The 16,171-nt window shown below is 65.0% G+C and carries 12 protein-coding genes; 8 read left to right on the forward strand and 4 right to left on the reverse strand.

The window, feature by feature from the left end:
• Window positions 1-5: 5 nt before the first annotated feature.
• Both VIF40_RS09640 and ribA read right to left on the reverse strand, forming a co-directional pair.
• On the reverse strand, window positions 6-1,292 hold the full coding sequence (locus VIF40_RS09640) for an efflux RND transporter periplasmic adaptor subunit (RefSeq protein ID WP_331937309.1): 1,287 nt from the start codon (window positions 1,290-1,292) through the stop codon (window positions 6-8).
• Between the two features lie 134 nt (window positions 1,293-1,426).
• A complete protein-coding gene (gene ribA / locus VIF40_RS09645; protein ID WP_331937310.1) occupies window positions 1,427-2,551 on the reverse strand; it encodes a GTP cyclohydrolase II RibA in 1,125 nt (374 codons plus the stop codon).
• Between the two features lie 377 nt (window positions 2,552-2,928).
• On the opposite strand from ribA, the gene VIF40_RS09650 reads away from it, so the two are divergent.
• The 4 genes from VIF40_RS09650 (at window position 2,929) to VIF40_RS09665 (ending at window position 7,014) form a co-directional block, all read left to right on the forward strand.
• The gene (locus tag VIF40_RS09650; protein ID WP_331937311.1) at window positions 2,929-4,332 is read left to right on the forward strand and encodes an aryl-sulfate sulfotransferase; all 1,404 of its coding nucleotides are present in this window, start codon (window positions 2,929-2,931) and stop codon (window positions 4,330-4,332) included.
• Between the two features lie 36 nt (window positions 4,333-4,368).
• Window positions 4,369-4,524: a heme-binding protein gene (locus tag VIF40_RS09655; RefSeq protein WP_331937312.1), complete on the forward strand. Its 156-nt coding sequence runs from the start codon at window positions 4,369-4,371 to the stop codon at window positions 4,522-4,524.
• Between the two features lie 46 nt (window positions 4,525-4,570).
• On the forward strand, window positions 4,571-6,028 hold the full coding sequence (locus tag VIF40_RS09660; protein WP_331937313.1) for an MBL fold metallo-hydrolase: 1,458 nt from the start codon (window positions 4,571-4,573) through the stop codon (window positions 6,026-6,028).
• A gap of 278 nt (window positions 6,029-6,306) precedes the next feature.
• The gene (locus VIF40_RS09665; RefSeq protein ID WP_331937314.1) at window positions 6,307-7,014 is read left to right on the forward strand and encodes a hypothetical protein; all 708 of its coding nucleotides are present in this window, start codon (window positions 6,307-6,309) and stop codon (window positions 7,012-7,014) included.
• Here VIF40_RS09665 and VIF40_RS09670 read toward each other — a convergent pair.
• Window positions 6,974-10,048 carry an efflux RND transporter permease subunit gene (locus VIF40_RS09670; protein WP_331937315.1) on the reverse strand — a complete coding sequence of 1,025 codons (3,075 nt, stop codon included), beginning with the start codon at window positions 10,046-10,048 and terminating at the stop codon, window positions 6,974-6,976. The genes VIF40_RS09665 and VIF40_RS09670 overlap by 41 nt on opposite strands.
• Window positions 10,049-10,742: 694 nt before the next feature.
• On the opposite strand from VIF40_RS09670, the gene VIF40_RS09675 reads away from it, so the two are divergent.
• The 4 genes from VIF40_RS09675 to VIF40_RS09690 are packed head-to-tail and all read left to right on the forward strand — an operon-like array spanning window position 10,743 to window position 14,502.
• A complete protein-coding gene (locus VIF40_RS09675; protein ID WP_331937316.1) occupies window positions 10,743-11,708 on the forward strand; it encodes an aliphatic sulfonate ABC transporter substrate-binding protein in 966 nt (321 codons plus the stop codon).
• A 12-nt stretch (window positions 11,709-11,720) separates the two neighbouring features.
• Window positions 11,721-12,869: an FMNH2-dependent alkanesulfonate monooxygenase gene (ssuD, locus tag VIF40_RS09680; RefSeq protein WP_331937317.1), complete on the forward strand. Its 1,149-nt coding sequence runs from the start codon at window positions 11,721-11,723 to the stop codon at window positions 12,867-12,869.
• Between the two features lie 8 nt (window positions 12,870-12,877).
• The gene (locus VIF40_RS09685; RefSeq protein WP_331937318.1) at window positions 12,878-13,732 is read left to right on the forward strand and encodes an ABC transporter permease subunit; all 855 of its coding nucleotides are present in this window, start codon (window positions 12,878-12,880) and stop codon (window positions 13,730-13,732) included.
• Window positions 13,729-14,502, forward strand: coding sequence for an ATP-binding cassette domain-containing protein (locus tag VIF40_RS09690; protein ID WP_331937319.1), 774 nt, complete (start codon window positions 13,729-13,731; stop codon window positions 14,500-14,502). The genes VIF40_RS09685 and VIF40_RS09690 overlap by 4 nt, the downstream gene beginning before the upstream one ends.
• Window positions 14,503-14,511: 9 nt before the next feature.
• Here the strand turns inward: VIF40_RS09690 and VIF40_RS09695 are convergent, their stop codons facing one another.
• Window positions 14,512-16,074: a rhodanese-like domain-containing protein gene (locus VIF40_RS09695; RefSeq protein WP_331937320.1), complete on the reverse strand. Its 1,563-nt coding sequence runs from the start codon at window positions 16,072-16,074 to the stop codon at window positions 14,512-14,514.
• Window positions 16,075-16,171 lie beyond the last annotated feature (97 nt).

The raw sequence follows: 16,171 nt of genomic DNA on the forward strand, positions 1-16,171 counted from the left end.
CACGTTCACGGCGCGCCGGCTTTGTCGGGCGAGCGTCGCGCTGCGTCGGGCGGTCCCTTGGGGCCGTCGGTCGGGGCCGCCGCGCCGGCGCCCCGCGCGAGCGTGATTCTGGCTCCGTCACGCAATCTGTCGACGCCTTCCACCACCACGCGCTGGCCGGGCTCGACGCCGGCCTCGATCACCGCGCGCTCGCCGTCGCGCGGACCGAGCCGCACCGGCCGCACGGCGACCTTGTCCTCGCCGTCGAGCGCATAGACGAAGGGCCCCTTGGCCCCGCGCTGGATCGCGACGGCGGGCGCGAGCACGACGCGTTTCAGTGTCTCCACCGTCAGTTCGGCGTTGACGAATTGATTGGGATAGAGCCTCTCGTCGTCATTCGCGAATTCGGCGCGCAGCCTCACCGTGCCGGAGGTCGCGTCGATCTGATTGTCGATCGCATAGAGGACGCCGCGCGCGAGCTCGCCGGCATGCTCATGGTCGAAGGCGACGACGGCGAGCTTCTCGCCCGAACGGAAGCGGCGAAGCACGCTCTGCAGCTTCACCTCCGGCAGAGTGAAGATCACGGTGATCGGCGAGAGCCGCGTGACCACCGCTATGCCGTTCGCGTCATTGGTTTGCACGATATTGCCGGGATCGACGAGGCGCAGGCCGATGCGGCCGTCGATCGGCGCGGCGATGCGCGTGTAGCTCAAATTCAATTTGGCCTGGCCGAGCAGGGCGTGGTCCGTCTCGACGGCGGCGCGAGACTGGTCGATGAGCGAGCGTTGCGTGTCGAGCTGCTGTCCGGAGACGCTGTCCCTGACCTTCATCCGCAGGGTCTCGTAGCGGGCGAGATCGCGTTCTGCATTCTGGAGCAGCGCCTCGTCCTTCCGGAGCTGCGCCTGCGCCTGTGCGACCGCGAGGTCGAAGGGCCGCGGGTCGATCTGCGCGAGAATATCGCCGGCCTTGACCGTCTGTCCCTCCGCGTAGGTCACCTGCTGCAGCGGACCGGAGACCTGCGCCTTCACCACCGAGGTCGCGAGTGGGATCACGGTTCCGAGGCCGGTGAAGACCACCGGAAAATCGCCGCGAACGACCTCTTCTGCGGCCACAGTGGTCGTTGGTCCGCGCGCCGCTCCGGGAGCGGCCGGCGGCGCAGCTGCTTTGGCGAGATAGAGCCAGGCGGCGAAAACGACGGCCGCCGCCAGCAGCGCCGCGGCGAGCCGGCGCGCCCCGCCCGCGCGCGCCAGTAGGCGCCGCGCGCCGTCCCCGACGAGCGAGAGGCGCGTGGCATCGGTGACATCGGAACTCATTCGATCCACTCTCCGGGGCCTATTTGTTTCAGAAATCAACGCGCCATTCGCGCGATTGGAGCGTCGGCGCGTGCGCTCGCCGGGCCACGTCGTCCTTCGCCTCTGAACAAACCTTACTAGGAATGTAGAGTTAATCAATCTATCTTGCGGAGCGTCAGGCGGGCCACACTGTCGAGATCGATGAAATGACCCGCCTTGTCGCGCTTGGCTTCGAGATAGCGCGCATTGTGGTCGGTCAGCCGGCCCAGAACACGCTGCTCGTCCGCGATTTCGAGCCCGGCCGCTGCGAGCGCGGCGATCTTCTCTGGATTATTGGTCATGACCCGGACGCGGCGAGCGCCGAGCTTTTTCAGCATTTCGGCGGCGAAATCGAAGATGCGGCGATCGCTGTCGAAGCCGAGCGCGGCATCCGCATCATAGGTGTCGAAGCCGCGCGCCTGGAGGTCATAGGCGCGGACCTTGCTCGCGAGCCCGTTGCCGCGCCCTTCCTGATCGAGGTAGAGCAGCACGCCGCCGCCATTTTCGGCCATGAAGCGCGCCGCGTAGCGCAGCTGATCGCCGCAATCGCATTTGAGGCTGCCGAATAAGTCGCCGGTGAGGCAGGCCGAATGCAGCCGCACGAGGACGGGGCGCAAAAAATCGGGCCGCCCGACGATGATCGCCGCCTGATCGCGCAGCCCTTCGCCGCCGCGAAAGACGACGAATTCGGAATCGGGCGCACCCTCCAGCGGCACTTGCGCACGCGAGACGATGCGCAGGGCGGCGACCCGAACTGCGCGATAGGCCAGCACATCCGGCAAGCCCACGCCGAGCAGGCCGGGAAAGGCGGTCTCTGCGGCGCCGTCGGCGACGATCGCCGCCGGAAGAACCTGCGCGAGCCGCATCAACTCCAGCGCGCCGTCCTCGAGCGGCGTCGCGGCGGCCGCCGGCGCGTCGATGCGGGCCTCCGGATCGGCGACGAGCGCATGCAGGCGCGTCATGTCGAGGACCGGCAGAGCGATGGCGCCGGCCTCCCGTCGCGCGAGTCCGAGCCGCCGCAGCCGGGGCGCGGTCAGCGCCAGCCGCGTCGACGCGGGCCGGAGCCGGTCGAGAATGGCGCAGAGAGCCGCGTCGACGGCCTCGGCGGCGAGCGCGACGACGCGCTCCGCCTCGTCGCGGAGCAGGACCGGCCTTCCGGCGCGAATTTCGGCAAGCGCCCGCTCGACGTCGACCTGCGTGGCGTCGCTCGCAAAACCCGACCACAAAGACGGAACGGTCACGGAGCTGTCTCTCCTGAAAACATGATAGACGTATAGCTTATTGATCCTATCGAACAAGTGCAAATTGCAGAGTTCCTGTCCGAACGGCCGGCGCGCCGGCTTTTCGGCTTCCAACCCGTCTCGCCTCGCCGAAACGTCACGCTCGATAGCGATCCGTCGGGCTGTGAGGGGGCGGCAGACGCCGAAGTCTGGCCCGCCCAGGCGCTGCGTTCGCGCGAAAAATGCTTCTCGATAACCGCGTCGGATCAAGGGATAAAATCTCTTTCTGGGCCGAAAAAAACGATAAATCGCTGTGTGTTTTTCAATATCATTATGCTATTTATTAGATGGAATAAATATGGATATAACGCCCTGTCTCGACAACACGGGAGCCTCCGATGGCGGTGTCGCATTGTCGCTTTTCCCGCGCTTTTCTGTCGTCCGTGCGCGGCGTTTCCGTCGTGGCGCTGCTCTCGGCGACGACGCCCTTCGCGTCCGCCGAGCCAAGCGTCTATCCGACGGGAACCACGATCTACGATCCTTCCCGCGCCTATAATTCCTTTGTTCTGTTTCCCGGCGGCGACGACGTCTCGAGGCTGGTCGATCTCACCGGCGAGGTCGTTCGCGAGTGGAAATACGCGGGCCAGCCGGTCGCCTTCATCGATCCGGCGCTCGTCGGCGGCGCGCGAGGCCATATCTTCGTCACGCTGGAGAGCGCGGAGGGCAGGGGAACCGATCTCACTCCCGGCCGAAATCAGACCCGCATCCGCAAGACCGTCGGCGAGGTCGATTGGGACGGCAAGCCCGTGTGGTCCTTCGGCTCCGAGGCGCCCGGCGGCGTCGCGCGTCAGCACCACGACATCGCGCGACTGCCCAATGGCCACACGCTGCTTCTCGCGAACATCTCCTATCCGCTGCCCGGCTTCGCTGCGCCGCAGGTGCTGGACGACGTCGCCTATGAAGTGAACCCCGACGGCGCGATCGTCTGGACATGGGCCGCCTCGGATCATCTCGACGAGATCGGCTTCACCGCGGACGAATCGAAGCTGCTCAAGGCGTCGAAAAATCCGGACTATCTCCATGTCAACGATCTCAAGCCCGTCGGACCCAACCATTGGTACGACGAGGGAGACGCGCGCTTCGCCCCCGACAATCTGATTTTCGATTCGCGCAATGCGAATTTCATCGCCATTGTCGACCGCAAGACGCGCAAGATCGTCTGGACGCTCGGGCCGCACTTTCCGCCCGTGTCGGAGGACGGATCGACGACCTCGCGCAAGGTTCCGCGGCCCGTCGATCAGATCTCGGGCCAGCACGACGCGCAGATCATTCCCAAGGGCCTGCCAGGAGCCGGCAATCTGCTCGTCTTCGACAATCAGGGCGAAGCCGGCTATCCGCGCGCCTCGGTCACCTTCACTGGCGGCTCGCGCGTGCTCGAGATCGATCCCGTCGCCAAGCAGATCGTCTGGCAATATACCGGAGCGAGCTCCGGCAATCCGGGCTGGACGTTCCGCAGCACGCATATCAGCAACGCCCGCCGCCTGCCCAACGGCAACACTTTCATCGACGAGGGCCAGATCGGCCGCTTCTTCCAGGTGACGCGCGAGGGCGACATCGTCTGGGAATATCTCAATCCTTATCCGCGCCGCGGCAAGGATGCGGAGACCGGCCGGCCGACGCTCAACTACAGCGTCTATCGCGCCCAGCCGGTTCCCTACGACTGGGCGCCCGAGGGGACGCCTCATGCCGAGGCGGTCGTCGCGCCACCCGACAATGCGGCGCTTCGCGTGACCGCGAAGTGAAGGGATCCGCGTGGCCGTATCGTCTGGGAGGCGTTCATGCCGAGTGGAGATCCCGCCCACCAAGGAGCCATTCTGATCGAGGTCGGCGAGGAGATCATCGGAGCCATAGGCGTCGGCGGCGCGCGCGGCTCGGAGAAGGACGAGCGATACGCCGCCGTCGGACTGGAGCGTGTGTCGGCGCGCCTGAAGTGATCGCCTCACGCCAACGAAGAGAGAGGTTTTCGTGATAAAATCAAAATTGAAAACAATCGCCGGCCTCGGCCTGATGGCGTCGGTCTCCGCCGGAGCGGCGCATGCCGCCTCTCTGCAGGAGGCGGCGGCGCTCGCCTCCGCTTCCAGCGTCAAGACCCTGGAGTTCACGGGTTCCGGTCACTGGCGTCAGTTCGGCCAGGCGCCCGTTCCGGGCGGCGATTGGCCGAAGTTCGACGTGTCCGCCTTTAGCGCAGCGATCGACTTCGACAAGGCGGCCGAGCGCGTGCTGATCACCCGCTCGCAGTCGCCGGACGGCCGCCCGCGGCCCGCGCCTACGGAGCAGAAGCTCGAATGGTTTGTTCTGGGCGAGAAGGCCTGGAACGTCGCGCCGCCGCAAGGCGCGGCTCCCGGCGCCGCCCCGGTCGCGACGTCCGTTCCGGCGGCCGTCGACGAGCGCGTCGCCGAAATCTGGTCGACTCCGCAAGGTTTCCTGAAGGCGGCGCTCGCCAATAACGCCAAGTCGGCAACCATCGGTTCGGGCGTCGAAGTGTCCTTCGTCATCGGCAATCGTCGCTTCGCCGGAACGATCGGCGCGGACAATCACGTTTCGGCGATCAAGACCTGGATCGACACACCTGTGCTGGGCGACACGCTGCTGGAGACGCATTTCTCAGACTTCAGAGACTTCGGCGGACTGAGCTTCCCGGCCGAAATTCACCGCAGCGAAGGCGGCCATGAAATTCTGCATGTCGCCGTCGCCTCGGCCAAGGCCAATGGGGCGGTCGACATTGCAGTTCCGGCCAATGTCGCGGGCGCGCCGGCGCCGGTCGTCACCGTGGCGTCGGAGAAGCTCGCCGACGGCGTCTATTATCTCACCGGCGGCACGCATCACAGCGTCGCCGTCGAAGAGAAGGACTATGTCGTCCTGATCGAGGCGCCGTTGAACGAGGAGCGCTCGATCGCTCTGATCCAGAAGGTCGGCGAGATCATCCCGGGCAAGCCGATCAAATATGTGATCAACAGCCATGTGCATTTCGACCACTCGGGCGGGCTGCGCACCTTCGTCGACGCTGGCGCGACGATCGTGACCCAGGACATCAGCAAGGCCTATTATGAAAAGGCCTGGGCCGCACCGCATACGCTGCGTCCGGATCGTCTCGCGGCCTCGAAGAAGGCGGCAAAGTTCGAGACCTATGAGCATAAGCACGCGCTCGGCGACGCGCATGCGATCGAGGTCCACCATATCGCCGGCAGCGGCCATTCAGACGATCTCGCGCTCGTCTATCTACCGAAGGAGAAGCTCGTGATCGAGGCCGACGCCTACACGCCGGCGGCGCTCGGCGCGTCGCCTCCGGCCACGCCCAACCCCTTCTCGGTCAATCTCTACGAGAATATCCAGAAGCTCGGTCTCGATGTCGAGCGCATTGCCGGCCTGCATGGCCGCGTCGCCGGCATCGACGAGTTGCGCGCGGCGATCGGTCTGAAGAAGGCCGCCGCCAACTGATGCCGATTTTCGGCTGATCGGTTCCGTGCCTTCCCCCTCCCCCTCCCCCTCCACGTACGCGCAGCGGGGGAGGGCCGTCTCGCACGCTCGTCGAAGCGAGGCGAGACATTGTTGTCGTTCTCGGTGGCGGCCCTGCCGAATGCGAAGCGATGACGCGGAAGCCGTGTCGAGTGTGAGCAAAAGAGGCGTCGCGTCTCATTGCGCGAGAGAGCATGCAATGTCGTGGGGGAATTTAGATTTTCGAGGATTAAGATCGCCTTTTTGAGGAGGGCGAGCCTATGCAAAAACTGGTTTGGCGGGTGAAGCTTATCGCCGACTTTGGTGACGGAGCGACGGAGGCCGAAGTCGAAGTGGCCCGGATCGAAAGAGGCGACTTCGCAGCTCCTGAGACTCTTGGCCTGTCGCTCGCCGAGGGGAAACGCCTAACGGCCGCGATCCAGTTCGAAATGGTCCGAGCACAGGCGGCGACGATGGGCGAGCGCTTCCGGTGCTGCACGCATTGCGGATCGACCTTGTCCAGCAAAGGATACCGGCCCGTCACGTTTCGATCCCTCTTCGGCGACGTGCCGCTCCAAGTTCGTCGGTTTGTGAGCTGCCAATGCCGTGAGATAGCGGACGAGCCGAGAAGTCTATCGGCGCTGATGCTCGACGGCGGCATGTCCCCCGAGCTCGCCTATGTCACCGCCAAGTTCGCCGCGCTCGCCCCTTTTGCGAAGGTGGCCGACCTGCTCGCAGAGTTCCTGCCCCTGGGCGGCGCCATCAACGCCGGCACGGTGCGCAATCGAACCCGTCGCGTCGGCGAACAAATCGCACGGCTGCGTCCAGAGGGAGCTGCAGATCCCGACGGTGACGCGGTGACTCCTGCCGTTGTGATTGGACTCGATGGAGGCTATCTGCGCAGCCGGCATCGTCGCCTCGAACGCAATACGCTGAACGAGCGCGTCGTCATGGTCCGCCAGTGCGGGAATGCGCCAGCCGGTCGATGAGCACATAGACGACGGGGGTAATGTATAAAGTGAGCAGCAGGCTCGAAAGAACGCCCCCGGCGATCGATATGCCGAGCGGCTGGCGAATTTCGGCGCCCTCCCCATTGCCGAGCGCCAGAGGCAACGCGCTGAAAAAAGCGATCGCCGTCGTCATCATGATCGGCCGAAGCCGCTCGACGCTGGCGCGCTCTATGGCCAGAGCGGCGTCGAGCCCAGTAGACCGCTGCGCCGCCAGCGCGACGTCGATCATCATGATCGCGTTTTTCATCGCCACGCCGGTCAGCATGAGAAGACCGATCATGGCGAATAGCGACAGGTCGGTCTTTGTCGACATGAGCGCGAGCGCCGCCCCGACGCCTGCGGATGGAAGCGTCGACAGGATCGTTATCGGATGGAAATAGCTTTCGTAGAGAACGCCGAGGATGATGTATACGGCCGCGGCCGCTCCGAAGAGCAGAAATCCATAGCTTCCAAATATCCCTTCGAATGGGCCGGTCGGCGTGAACAGCTCGCCATGCACCGATGGCGGAGCCCCGATGCGCGCCGAGGTTTCCCGAATGTAGGACGCCGCGCTGGCGACAGATTCGTTTGGAGGAAGGCTGAATGAGATCCCCACCGAAGCCGATCCTCCCCAGTGATTGACGGCGATCGGCGCGACGACCGGGGTGAGGCGCCCGAGCTGCGCGAGCGGGACCGCGCGCGCCGGCGCCCGGGCCATCGGCTGCGTGCTTCGGCTCGAGGCGCCCGACCCTGCGCCAGAAGGAAGGAAATAGAAGTTCTCGAGCGATCGCTGCCCCAGGGCGAATCGAGGTGCGAGCTCGATGACCACATGATATTGATTGCGCGTCGCATAGAGCGTCGACGCATGACGCTGGCCGAAGGCGTCGTAGAGTTGCTCGTCGATATCGGCTGCAGTGAGATTGAGGCGCGCGGCGGCGGCGCGATCGATTTCGAGCCGCGTCTGAGGACTTTTGTCTTGCTGATCGGAGACGACGTCGAGCAGCCGACCGCTGGCCGCAAGAGCCTCCGTCAGCCTTGGCGCCCAAAGTCGCAACGTGTCGAGATCGTCTGATTTCAAAATATAGGTGTAATTGGCAGTTCCCGATGCGACGGTGAAAGCGAGATCCTGAACGGATCGAAGCGCGACGGTCGCTCCGCTCATCTGCCGCAATGGAGCGCGCAAGCGCGCAATCACCTCATCGGCTGAAGCGCTTCGTATCGGTCGCGGCTTCAGCCAGACCAGAAGGTCGGCGCGATTGTTAGATGTCGGCCCATTGAGATTTCCGCCGATCGTCCCTGTCGCAGCGAAGACGTCGGGGTCTTTCTGAAGGATCCCGATCGTCTGCTCGAGCTTGCGCGTCATCACCGTGTAGGAGGCGCCCTGATCGGCGATGATCGTGCCGCGCACGCGTCCTGTATCCTGGAATGGAAACAGGCTCTTTGGGATCACGGCAAACAGGCAGAAGTTGAGGGCGACGACGCCGCACAACGCCGCCAATGTCGAGACCGGCCGCTCGATCATCGCCGAAAGCGAGCGCGAATAAGTCTTGGTCAACCAGTCCCACGCACGCTCGCCACGCCGGGCTGCGCGCCCGCGGAGAAGATGGGCGCATAGCATAGGTGTCGTCGTGAGGGAAAAGACCATCGATACGACGATCGCCACCGTGAAAACGACTGCGAATTCACGCAACATGCGTCCGATAACGCCGTCGAGAAACGACACGGGCAGAAAGACCGCGACGAGCGACAGGCTCATCGCGACGATGGTGAAGGCCGCTTCTCGCACGCTCTCCGTCGCAGCGCGGAGTGGATGCTCTCCGGCGTAGATGCGGCGCATCGCGCATTCGACGACGACGATCGCGTCATCGACGATCACTCCTGTCGCGATGGTCGGCGCCATCAAGGACAAATTATTGATCGAATAGCCGAAAGCGTACATGAGCGCGAAAGTCGTCGACAATGTCGCCGGGATCGTGATGGTGGAGATCAACGTCACCTTCACGTCGCGCAGAAACATGAAGACAACCACAATGACGAGGACGATGGCGATCAGCAGGGCGAGCTCGAGCTCATGCAGCGAATTGCGAATCGTAAGCGTCCTGTCTTGAACGACGTCGATCTGCAGATCGCCGGGCAGCGCCTGGGAGAGTGCGGGCAGCAGCGAACGCACGCGATCGACTGTCTCGACCATATTCGCGCCCGGCTGCCGGTAGAGAATGACCTGCACCGCGGGCGCGCCGTTGCAAAGGCCCATGGTGCGCAGATCCTCGACCGAGTCGACGACATCGGCGATGTCTGCGAGACGAACGGGTCCGCCGTCGCGGGTCGCGACGATGATGTCTCGGTAATCGCCGGCTTTGAAGATCTGATCATTCGCGTAGATCTGCAGACGGCTCTCATTGTGCTCCAACGCCCCTTTCGGATAACTGACATTCGCCGCGGCGATCGCCGCACGAATGTCTTCGAGCGCTACTCCATATTTGGCGACGAGGCTGGGGTTGAGCTCGATACGAACGCCAGGAAGCGAGGCGCCGACGATCAGAACGCGCCCTACGCCTTCCACCTGCGCGAGCTTCTGCTGGAGAACGACAGTCGCGGCGTCGTAGATCGCGCTTTGGGACAACTTGGTCGAAGTCAAGGCGAGAATGAAAATCGGATTCTCGCCAGGGTTGGCCTTGGTGTACGTCGGATTGGAGCGTAATGCCGCGGGCAAATCCACCCGCGCCGAATTGATCGCGGCCTGAACGTCGCGCGCCGCGCCGTCCACGCTGCGGGCGAGCCCGAATTCGAGGAAGACCGACGACATGCCGGAGATGCTGGACGATGAAATTTCCCGAACGTCTGCGATCCGGCCCAAGTGCCGCTCGAGCGGCGTCGCCACCGAGGAGGCCATCGTTTCTGGTCCTGCGCCCGGCATGGTCGCGGAAACATAGATCGTCGGATAGTCGACCTGCGGGAAGGGTGCGATCGACAAATAGAAAAATGCGCTCAGACCAAGAAGCATGCAGCCGAGGGTCAGCAGCGTCGTCGCCACGGGCCGGGTAATCGCTTTTTGAAAAAAATCCATTGTCGAAAACGGAAACGCGGCGGCGAAATGCGAAGCCGCATGGCGCTTCGTCGCTCATGCTTCTCCACCGGACGCTACGCCGAAGCTAAACTCTAGCGGGCTGGTATGCATATCCGCTGTCAGGCGGCTTGGCAAGGATCGAACCGAGTTCGTTGGCAGGGCCGCCGTCTCTGACGGACCGCCACCACGTATTTCACCACGTCGCCTCGATTCGGGCCGTCCCATCGGCCGGAAATCTCTCCACCGTCCGTTAATCAGAGCCGCATCGAGGGCGATGCGACATCGAGATCAATCGCGGGTGACCCTCAGCGTTCCGCCGATCCCAGAGCTTTTCATAGAGCGAATAGACCCGTCTGCCATTCCAATTGCCGATCCTTCGGCGAGGCGAGCTGTCGGGGGCGTCTCGGCTGGCTCTGCTCACTCTCGGCGCCGCCGACAGCGGCAAGGTGACGCGTCGCGGCCTTCGGGCCGACGCGTTGCGCTCGATGCTGATAGTTGATAAAATCGATACGTTATTGGCCATATCGCGGTCTCTCGAAGCGACCACTGAGGAGGACGGCATGCTCCAGCCGCATGATTTCCGCGACGAGCCGCTTCGGCCGCCCATTCCTGGAACAGATCTTCGCGCCGGTCTCGTCGTCGGACGTCTTCGGTCGTCGTGGTGAAACAGCGACCCGTCCATCGCCGGACCATTCTCCTGCTCGCGGCAACCGCCGTCTCGGCGAGTTCTCTTAGCGCGGCGACGGCCGAAAAGCCGAAGCAGCTGGTGATCGGCTATCAGAAATTCGGCGTGCTTCTGGTCGCCAAAGCTCAGAGGCTGTTGGAGAAGCGCTTCGAGCCGCACGGCGTGACGATCAAATGGGTCGAATTCCCCTTCGGCCCTCCGATGCTGGAGGCGCTCGGCGCCGGCGCCATCGATTATGGCTTCACGGGCGACGCGCCGCCCATTTTCGCGCAAGCGGCCCACACACGGCTGACCTATGTGGCGGCTATTCCGGCGAACGCCTATGGCCAGGGCGTCGTCACGCCACGTCATTCGACCATCGCAGGCGTCGCCGATTTGAAAGGAAAAAGGATCGGCGTCGCCAAAGGCTCGAGCGCGCATGATCTGCTGGTCTCGACGCTCGAGAGCGTAAATCTGGCCTTTGACGACGTCACGCCCGTCTATCTCGCGCCCGCCGACGCCGCCGCGGCCTTCACCCGTGGCGCGATCGACGCATGGTCGATCTGGGACCCCTATCTCGCCATCGCCGAGTTGAACGCCGGCGCGCGCCAGCTCGAGATCGACGCCGCTGCGGCTGCTCAGAGCAGCTTCTTTCTCGCCAACGCCGATTTCGCGACGCGATATCCCGCCCTCATCGACGAGATCAACGACGAGATCGCGAAAACCGCCGCTTGGGCGGCCGCGCATCGCGCCGAGGTCGCCGCGCTCTACGCCGCGGCGAGCGGCGTTCCGCTCGCCGCGCAACGCAAATCGGTCGATCGAGCCGAATTCGCGCTGGTCTCGCTCGACGACGCCATCATCGCCGAGCAGCAGCGAGTGGCCGATCGCTTCTTGCATCTCGGGCTGATCCCCACGCGCCTCGACATTCGCGATATCGTCTGGAAGCACAAGCCCGCCGGCTGAAAGAAGCGCAGCATGACCGACCGACCGCTCGATATGTTCTGGTTCATTCCCGTCAGCGGAGACGGCTCCTATCTCGGCTCGGACAAAGGCATTCGCTATGCCGAATTCGACTATATGAAGGAGATTGCGCAAGCCGCCGACCGCCTGGGATTCGCGGGCGCGCTCCTGCCTGTCGGTAGCCATTGCGAGGATCCGTGGATCACCGCCGCCGCGCTCGCGCCTCATACCAAGCGGCTGCGCTTCCTCGCGGCGTTGCGTCCGGGGCTCGCGACGCCCACCCATTGGGCGCGCCAGACGGCGGCGCTCGATCGCATCAGCGAGGGACGCTTTCTCGTGAATGTCGTCTCTGGCGGAGATCCGGTGGAGCTCGCCGGCGACGGGATTTTTCTCTCCCATGATGCGCGCTATGCCCATGCCGCCGAATTTCTCACTGTTTTTCGCAGGCTGCTCGCCGGCGAGACGGTTGATTTCGTCGGCGAGCATATTCGTGTCGAGGGCGCGCGGCTGCTGTTTCCCACCGTGCAGAGCCTGCTGCCGATCTGGTTCGGCGGCTCGTCGGACGCCGGGCTCGAGGTCGCCGGCGAGCATGCCGACGTCTATCTGACCTGGGGCGAGCCGCCGGCCCAGCTCGCCGAAAAGATCGAGGCGGCGAGGAAGCGCGCTGCGCTGCGTGGGCGCACGCTGAAGTTCGGCCTGCGCATTCATATCATCGTGCGTGAGACGGAGCGCGAGGCGTGGGACGCCGCCGATCGCCTCATCGCGCATCTCTCGGACGATGCGATCGCCGCTGCGCAGCGCAAATTCGCGCTCGAATCGGACTCCTTCGGCCAAAAGCGGATGAGCGCTCTGCATGGCGGCCGCCGCGATCGACTCGAGATCGCGCCCAATCTCTGGGCCGGCGTAGGCCTCGTGCGGCGCGGCGCCGGCACCGCGCTGGTCGGCGATCCCGAGACGGTCGCCGCGCGCCTGCGCGAATATCAGGCGCTCGGAATCGATACGGTGATCGCCTCCGGCTATCCGCATCTCGAGGAGGCCTATAAGGTCGCCGAGCTGCTGTTCCCTGCGCTCGGCATTGAAAGCGGCCGCAAATGGTCGCATGGAACCGCGGTCGGAGAATATGGCGTCGGCTCCGGCGCATCGCCGCGAGCCGCTGCGGAATGAGACGCGCCATGACCAATTCGCAGGGCGCGCTGATCGCTTCCGCCGGCCCCGCCGCCGATGTCGCGCGGCGCATTCGCTGGCGAGCGATTCTCGAATCGCGGGCGGCGGCTTGGATCGTTCCTTTGGCGATTGTCTTGAGCTGGCAGCTTGTCTGCGTCATGGAGCTGACGCCGTCGACGTTGCTGCCTTCGCCTGCGGCGGTCATCGACGCCGCTCGGCGTCTCACGCTGAACGGCGAACTGCCGCGCAATCTCGGTGTGAGCTTTCTGCGCGCGATCGGCGGCCTCGCGATCGGCGGAACGATCGGCTTCCTTTTCGGCCTGGCGAATGGCGTGTCCAAGATCAGCGAGATCCTCGCCGACTCCACCTTGCAAATGGCGCGCAACATTCCGCATCTGGCGTTGATTCCGCTCGTCATCCTCTGGCTCGGCATAGATGAGGAGGCCAAGCTCTTCCTCGTCTCGATCGGCGTGTTCTTTCCCATCTATGTCAACACGCTGCATGGCGTTCGCTCGGTCGATCCGCAGCTCGTCGAGATGGCGCGCAGCTATGGCATGCCGCGCCGTGATCTGTTCCGGCGGGTCGTGCTGCCCGGCGCTCTGCCCTCCATTTTCGTCGGGCTGCGCTATGCGCTCGGGGTGATGTGGCTGACACTCATCGTCGCGGAGACGATCGCGGCGCAATCGGGGCTCGGCTATATGGCGATGCAGGCGCGCGAGTTCATGCAGGTCGATGTGGTCGTGCTCTCGATCCTGATCTACGCCTTGCTCGGCAAATTCGCCGATTCCGTCGCGCGCGCCCTCGAGCGCATCTGCCTTTCCTGGCATCCCGCCTTTCAGAGCCAGAAGGGCGAGGCGCAATGATTATCGTCGAGACTTCGGCGGCGGCGCATCCGCGCGGAGTTTCGGTGAGAGCGCGCAATCTCGACAAATCCTTCGGCGCGAAGCGCGTGCTGCGCGGGCTCGATCTCGACGTTCCCGCCGGGCAATTCCTCGCGATCGTCGGGCGCAGCGGCTGCGGCAAAAGCACTCTGCTGCGCCTCATCGCCGGCCTCGACGAGATGAGCGGCGGCGCGGTCACATTCGGCGAGCACGCATCCGCGGCCGTCCGCGTGATGTTTCAGGAGCCGCGTCTGCTGCCTTGGGCGCGCGTGCTCGCCAATGTCGACGTCGGTCTCGGCGAGCGCCGCGGCGGCGCGGAAGGCCGGGCGCAGGCGCTCGATGCGCTGCGCTCGGTCGGGCTCGAGGATCGTGCGAAGGACTGGCCGTCGACGCTCTCCGGCGGCCAGCGGCAGCGCGTCGCTTTTGCGCGCGCGCTCGTCAGCCGTCCGCGTCTGCTGGCCTTCGACGAGCCGCTCGGCGCGCTCGACGCCCTCACCCGCATCGAGATGCAGCGCCTGCTGGAGTCCGCATGGTTGCGCGACGGATTCACGGCTCTCTTGGTGACGCATGACGTCGCCGAGGCCGTCACGCTCGCCGACCGCATCGTGATCATCGAGAATGGCGCGATCTCGCGCGACATCGCCGTCGATCTGCCGCGTCCTCGCCGGCGTGGCGCGGTCGAGGTCGCGGAGCTCGAGGAGCAGATATTGGATCATCTGCTCGGAGACGCGGCCGGGCGCGCCGCCGAGTGACGAGCGCAGCTATCGCACGACATGAAAATTGGCGACGCCGTCATTGGCGAGCTGCGCGACGAGCTGCAGCTCCCAATCGATATAGGCCTGCATCGCATCGCGTGAATTGTCGACGCCTTCATATGGGCGCTTGTAGCTGTCGTCCGGCTCGCCGAGCCATTGCGGATTTTCTTCCGTGACCGCGCCGAAAGCCTGCGTTCCGCCGGCCAGCGCGACCGCGCCGCGCGCCACGCTCTGCGCCCGCGCGAGATTGTCCAGCGCGGTCTCTCCATCGGGCGAGACCAGCACGATCTGCTCGTCACGCGGCAGCGTCGATAGATCGCGCTCGAGATGCGCGGCTGCCGCCCAAAAGGCGCCGGGGATATGGCCTGCGCGATAGACGGGGCTGCGCGAGAGATCGACGATGACGAATTGGTCGCGGCGCGCCGCGAGCTCGTCAGGCGAGATCGTCGAGCCCGGCGCGACGATGATCGGCGGACGAGCCCGTGGCGAGGGGCCGACATCCGTCGCTGCGACCGCATTGGGCGCGAGCACGGCTGTCTCCCAGCCGAGCTGCGTCAGCCAGGAAGCCGTCGACAGCGCGCGCGCTTCGAGATCGTCATAGAGAATGATCTTCGCGCCGCGCACGGCGACCCATTCATCGGTGGCCTGAACGAGCTGACCGCCGGGCGCCGAACGAAAGCCGGACGCATGGCTCGCCGCATATTCCTCCGGCGAGCGTACATCGAGCAGATAGAGCGTGCGCCTGTCGCGCTCGGCGAGCGCGGCCTGGAAGGCGGCGGCGTCCAGCGTGGCGACGCCGAGGCGCGCTGCGCGGGCGCGCGTTCCGGCGAGCGCCCTTGCATGGGCCTCTCGGCTGATCGACGGGAAGCGCCGCTCCTGTCCACGGTCGAGCGCCAGCCCGTCGAGAGTCCAGCCGATCGTGCCGTTGCGGAGCGCGGCGACCCGATTGGGGATTGCGGCGTCGATGAGGCTCTGCGTCCCGATGATCGAGCGCGTGCGTCCAGCGCAATTGACGATGACCAGCGTGTCCGGCGACGGCGCAATGTCGAAGACGCGCAAGGCGAGCTCGGCGCCCGGCACGCTCACCGCCGTCGGAATGCTCATCGTGCTATATTCTTCGTAGCGGCGCGCGTCGAGCACCACGGCGTCGGCGCCGTCGCGAATGAGGCGATCGATCTCGCGCGCCGACAATGACGGCGTATGGCGAATGGATTCGACCAGCTCGCCGAAAGCCTTCGACACCACATTGACGTCGCGGAACAGCTCGCCGACCTGCCGATAGGCCGCGAGCCCTCCTTCGAGAAGGGCGACATCGCGATAGCCGGCGTCGATGAGACGATGCGCAGCGCGCTGCGCGACGCCCTCGCCGTCGTCATAGACGACGATCTTGGCCGACAGGCGCGGAGCGAGCTCATAGGCTTTCGCCTCGATCTCGGGGAAGGGCAGCGAGACGGCGAAGAACGGATGCGCCCGGGAAAACGGCCCTTCCTCGCGCGCGTCGAACAGCGCGACCTCGTCTCCCGCCCGCCATAGCGCGCGAAGCGCCCGCGTGGAAATCTGCTCGACCATGGGTCTAAACTCCCTAGCTCTTCAGTAGGCAAATGCGCCGCTGCTGCGCCGAGACGCACGGCGGCGCTTCGTCTCGCCCATCCTGCTTTCTATCTTC

It is taken from the genome of Methylosinus sp. (genome assembly GCF_036560965.1).
GTDB lineage: Bacteria > Pseudomonadota > Alphaproteobacteria > Rhizobiales > Beijerinckiaceae > Methylosinus.

Coding starts and splice junctions, on each gene's coding strand:
- VIF40_RS09640 (WP_331937309.1), bottom strand. CDS start 1,292: ATGAGTTCCGATGTCACCGATGCCACGCGCCTCTCGCTCGTCGGGGAC.
- VIF40_RS09650 (WP_331937311.1), top strand. CDS start 2,929: ATGGCGGTGTCGCATTGTCGCTTTTCCCGCGCTTTTCTGTCGTCCGTG.
- VIF40_RS09655 (WP_331937312.1), top strand. CDS start 4,369: ATGCCGAGTGGAGATCCCGCCCACCAAGGAGCCATTCTGATCGAGGTC.
- VIF40_RS09665 (WP_331937314.1), top strand. CDS start 6,307: ATGCAAAAACTGGTTTGGCGGGTGAAGCTTATCGCCGACTTTGGTGAC.
- ssuD (WP_331937317.1), top strand. CDS start 11,721: ATGACCGACCGACCGCTCGATATGTTCTGGTTCATTCCCGTCAGCGGA.
- VIF40_RS09685 (WP_331937318.1), top strand. CDS start 12,878: ATGACCAATTCGCAGGGCGCGCTGATCGCTTCCGCCGGCCCCGCCGCC.
- VIF40_RS09690 (WP_331937319.1), top strand. CDS start 13,729: ATGATTATCGTCGAGACTTCGGCGGCGGCGCATCCGCGCGGAGTTTCG.
- VIF40_RS09695 (WP_331937320.1), bottom strand. CDS start 16,074: ATGGTCGAGCAGATTTCCACGCGGGCGCTTCGCGCGCTATGGCGGGCG.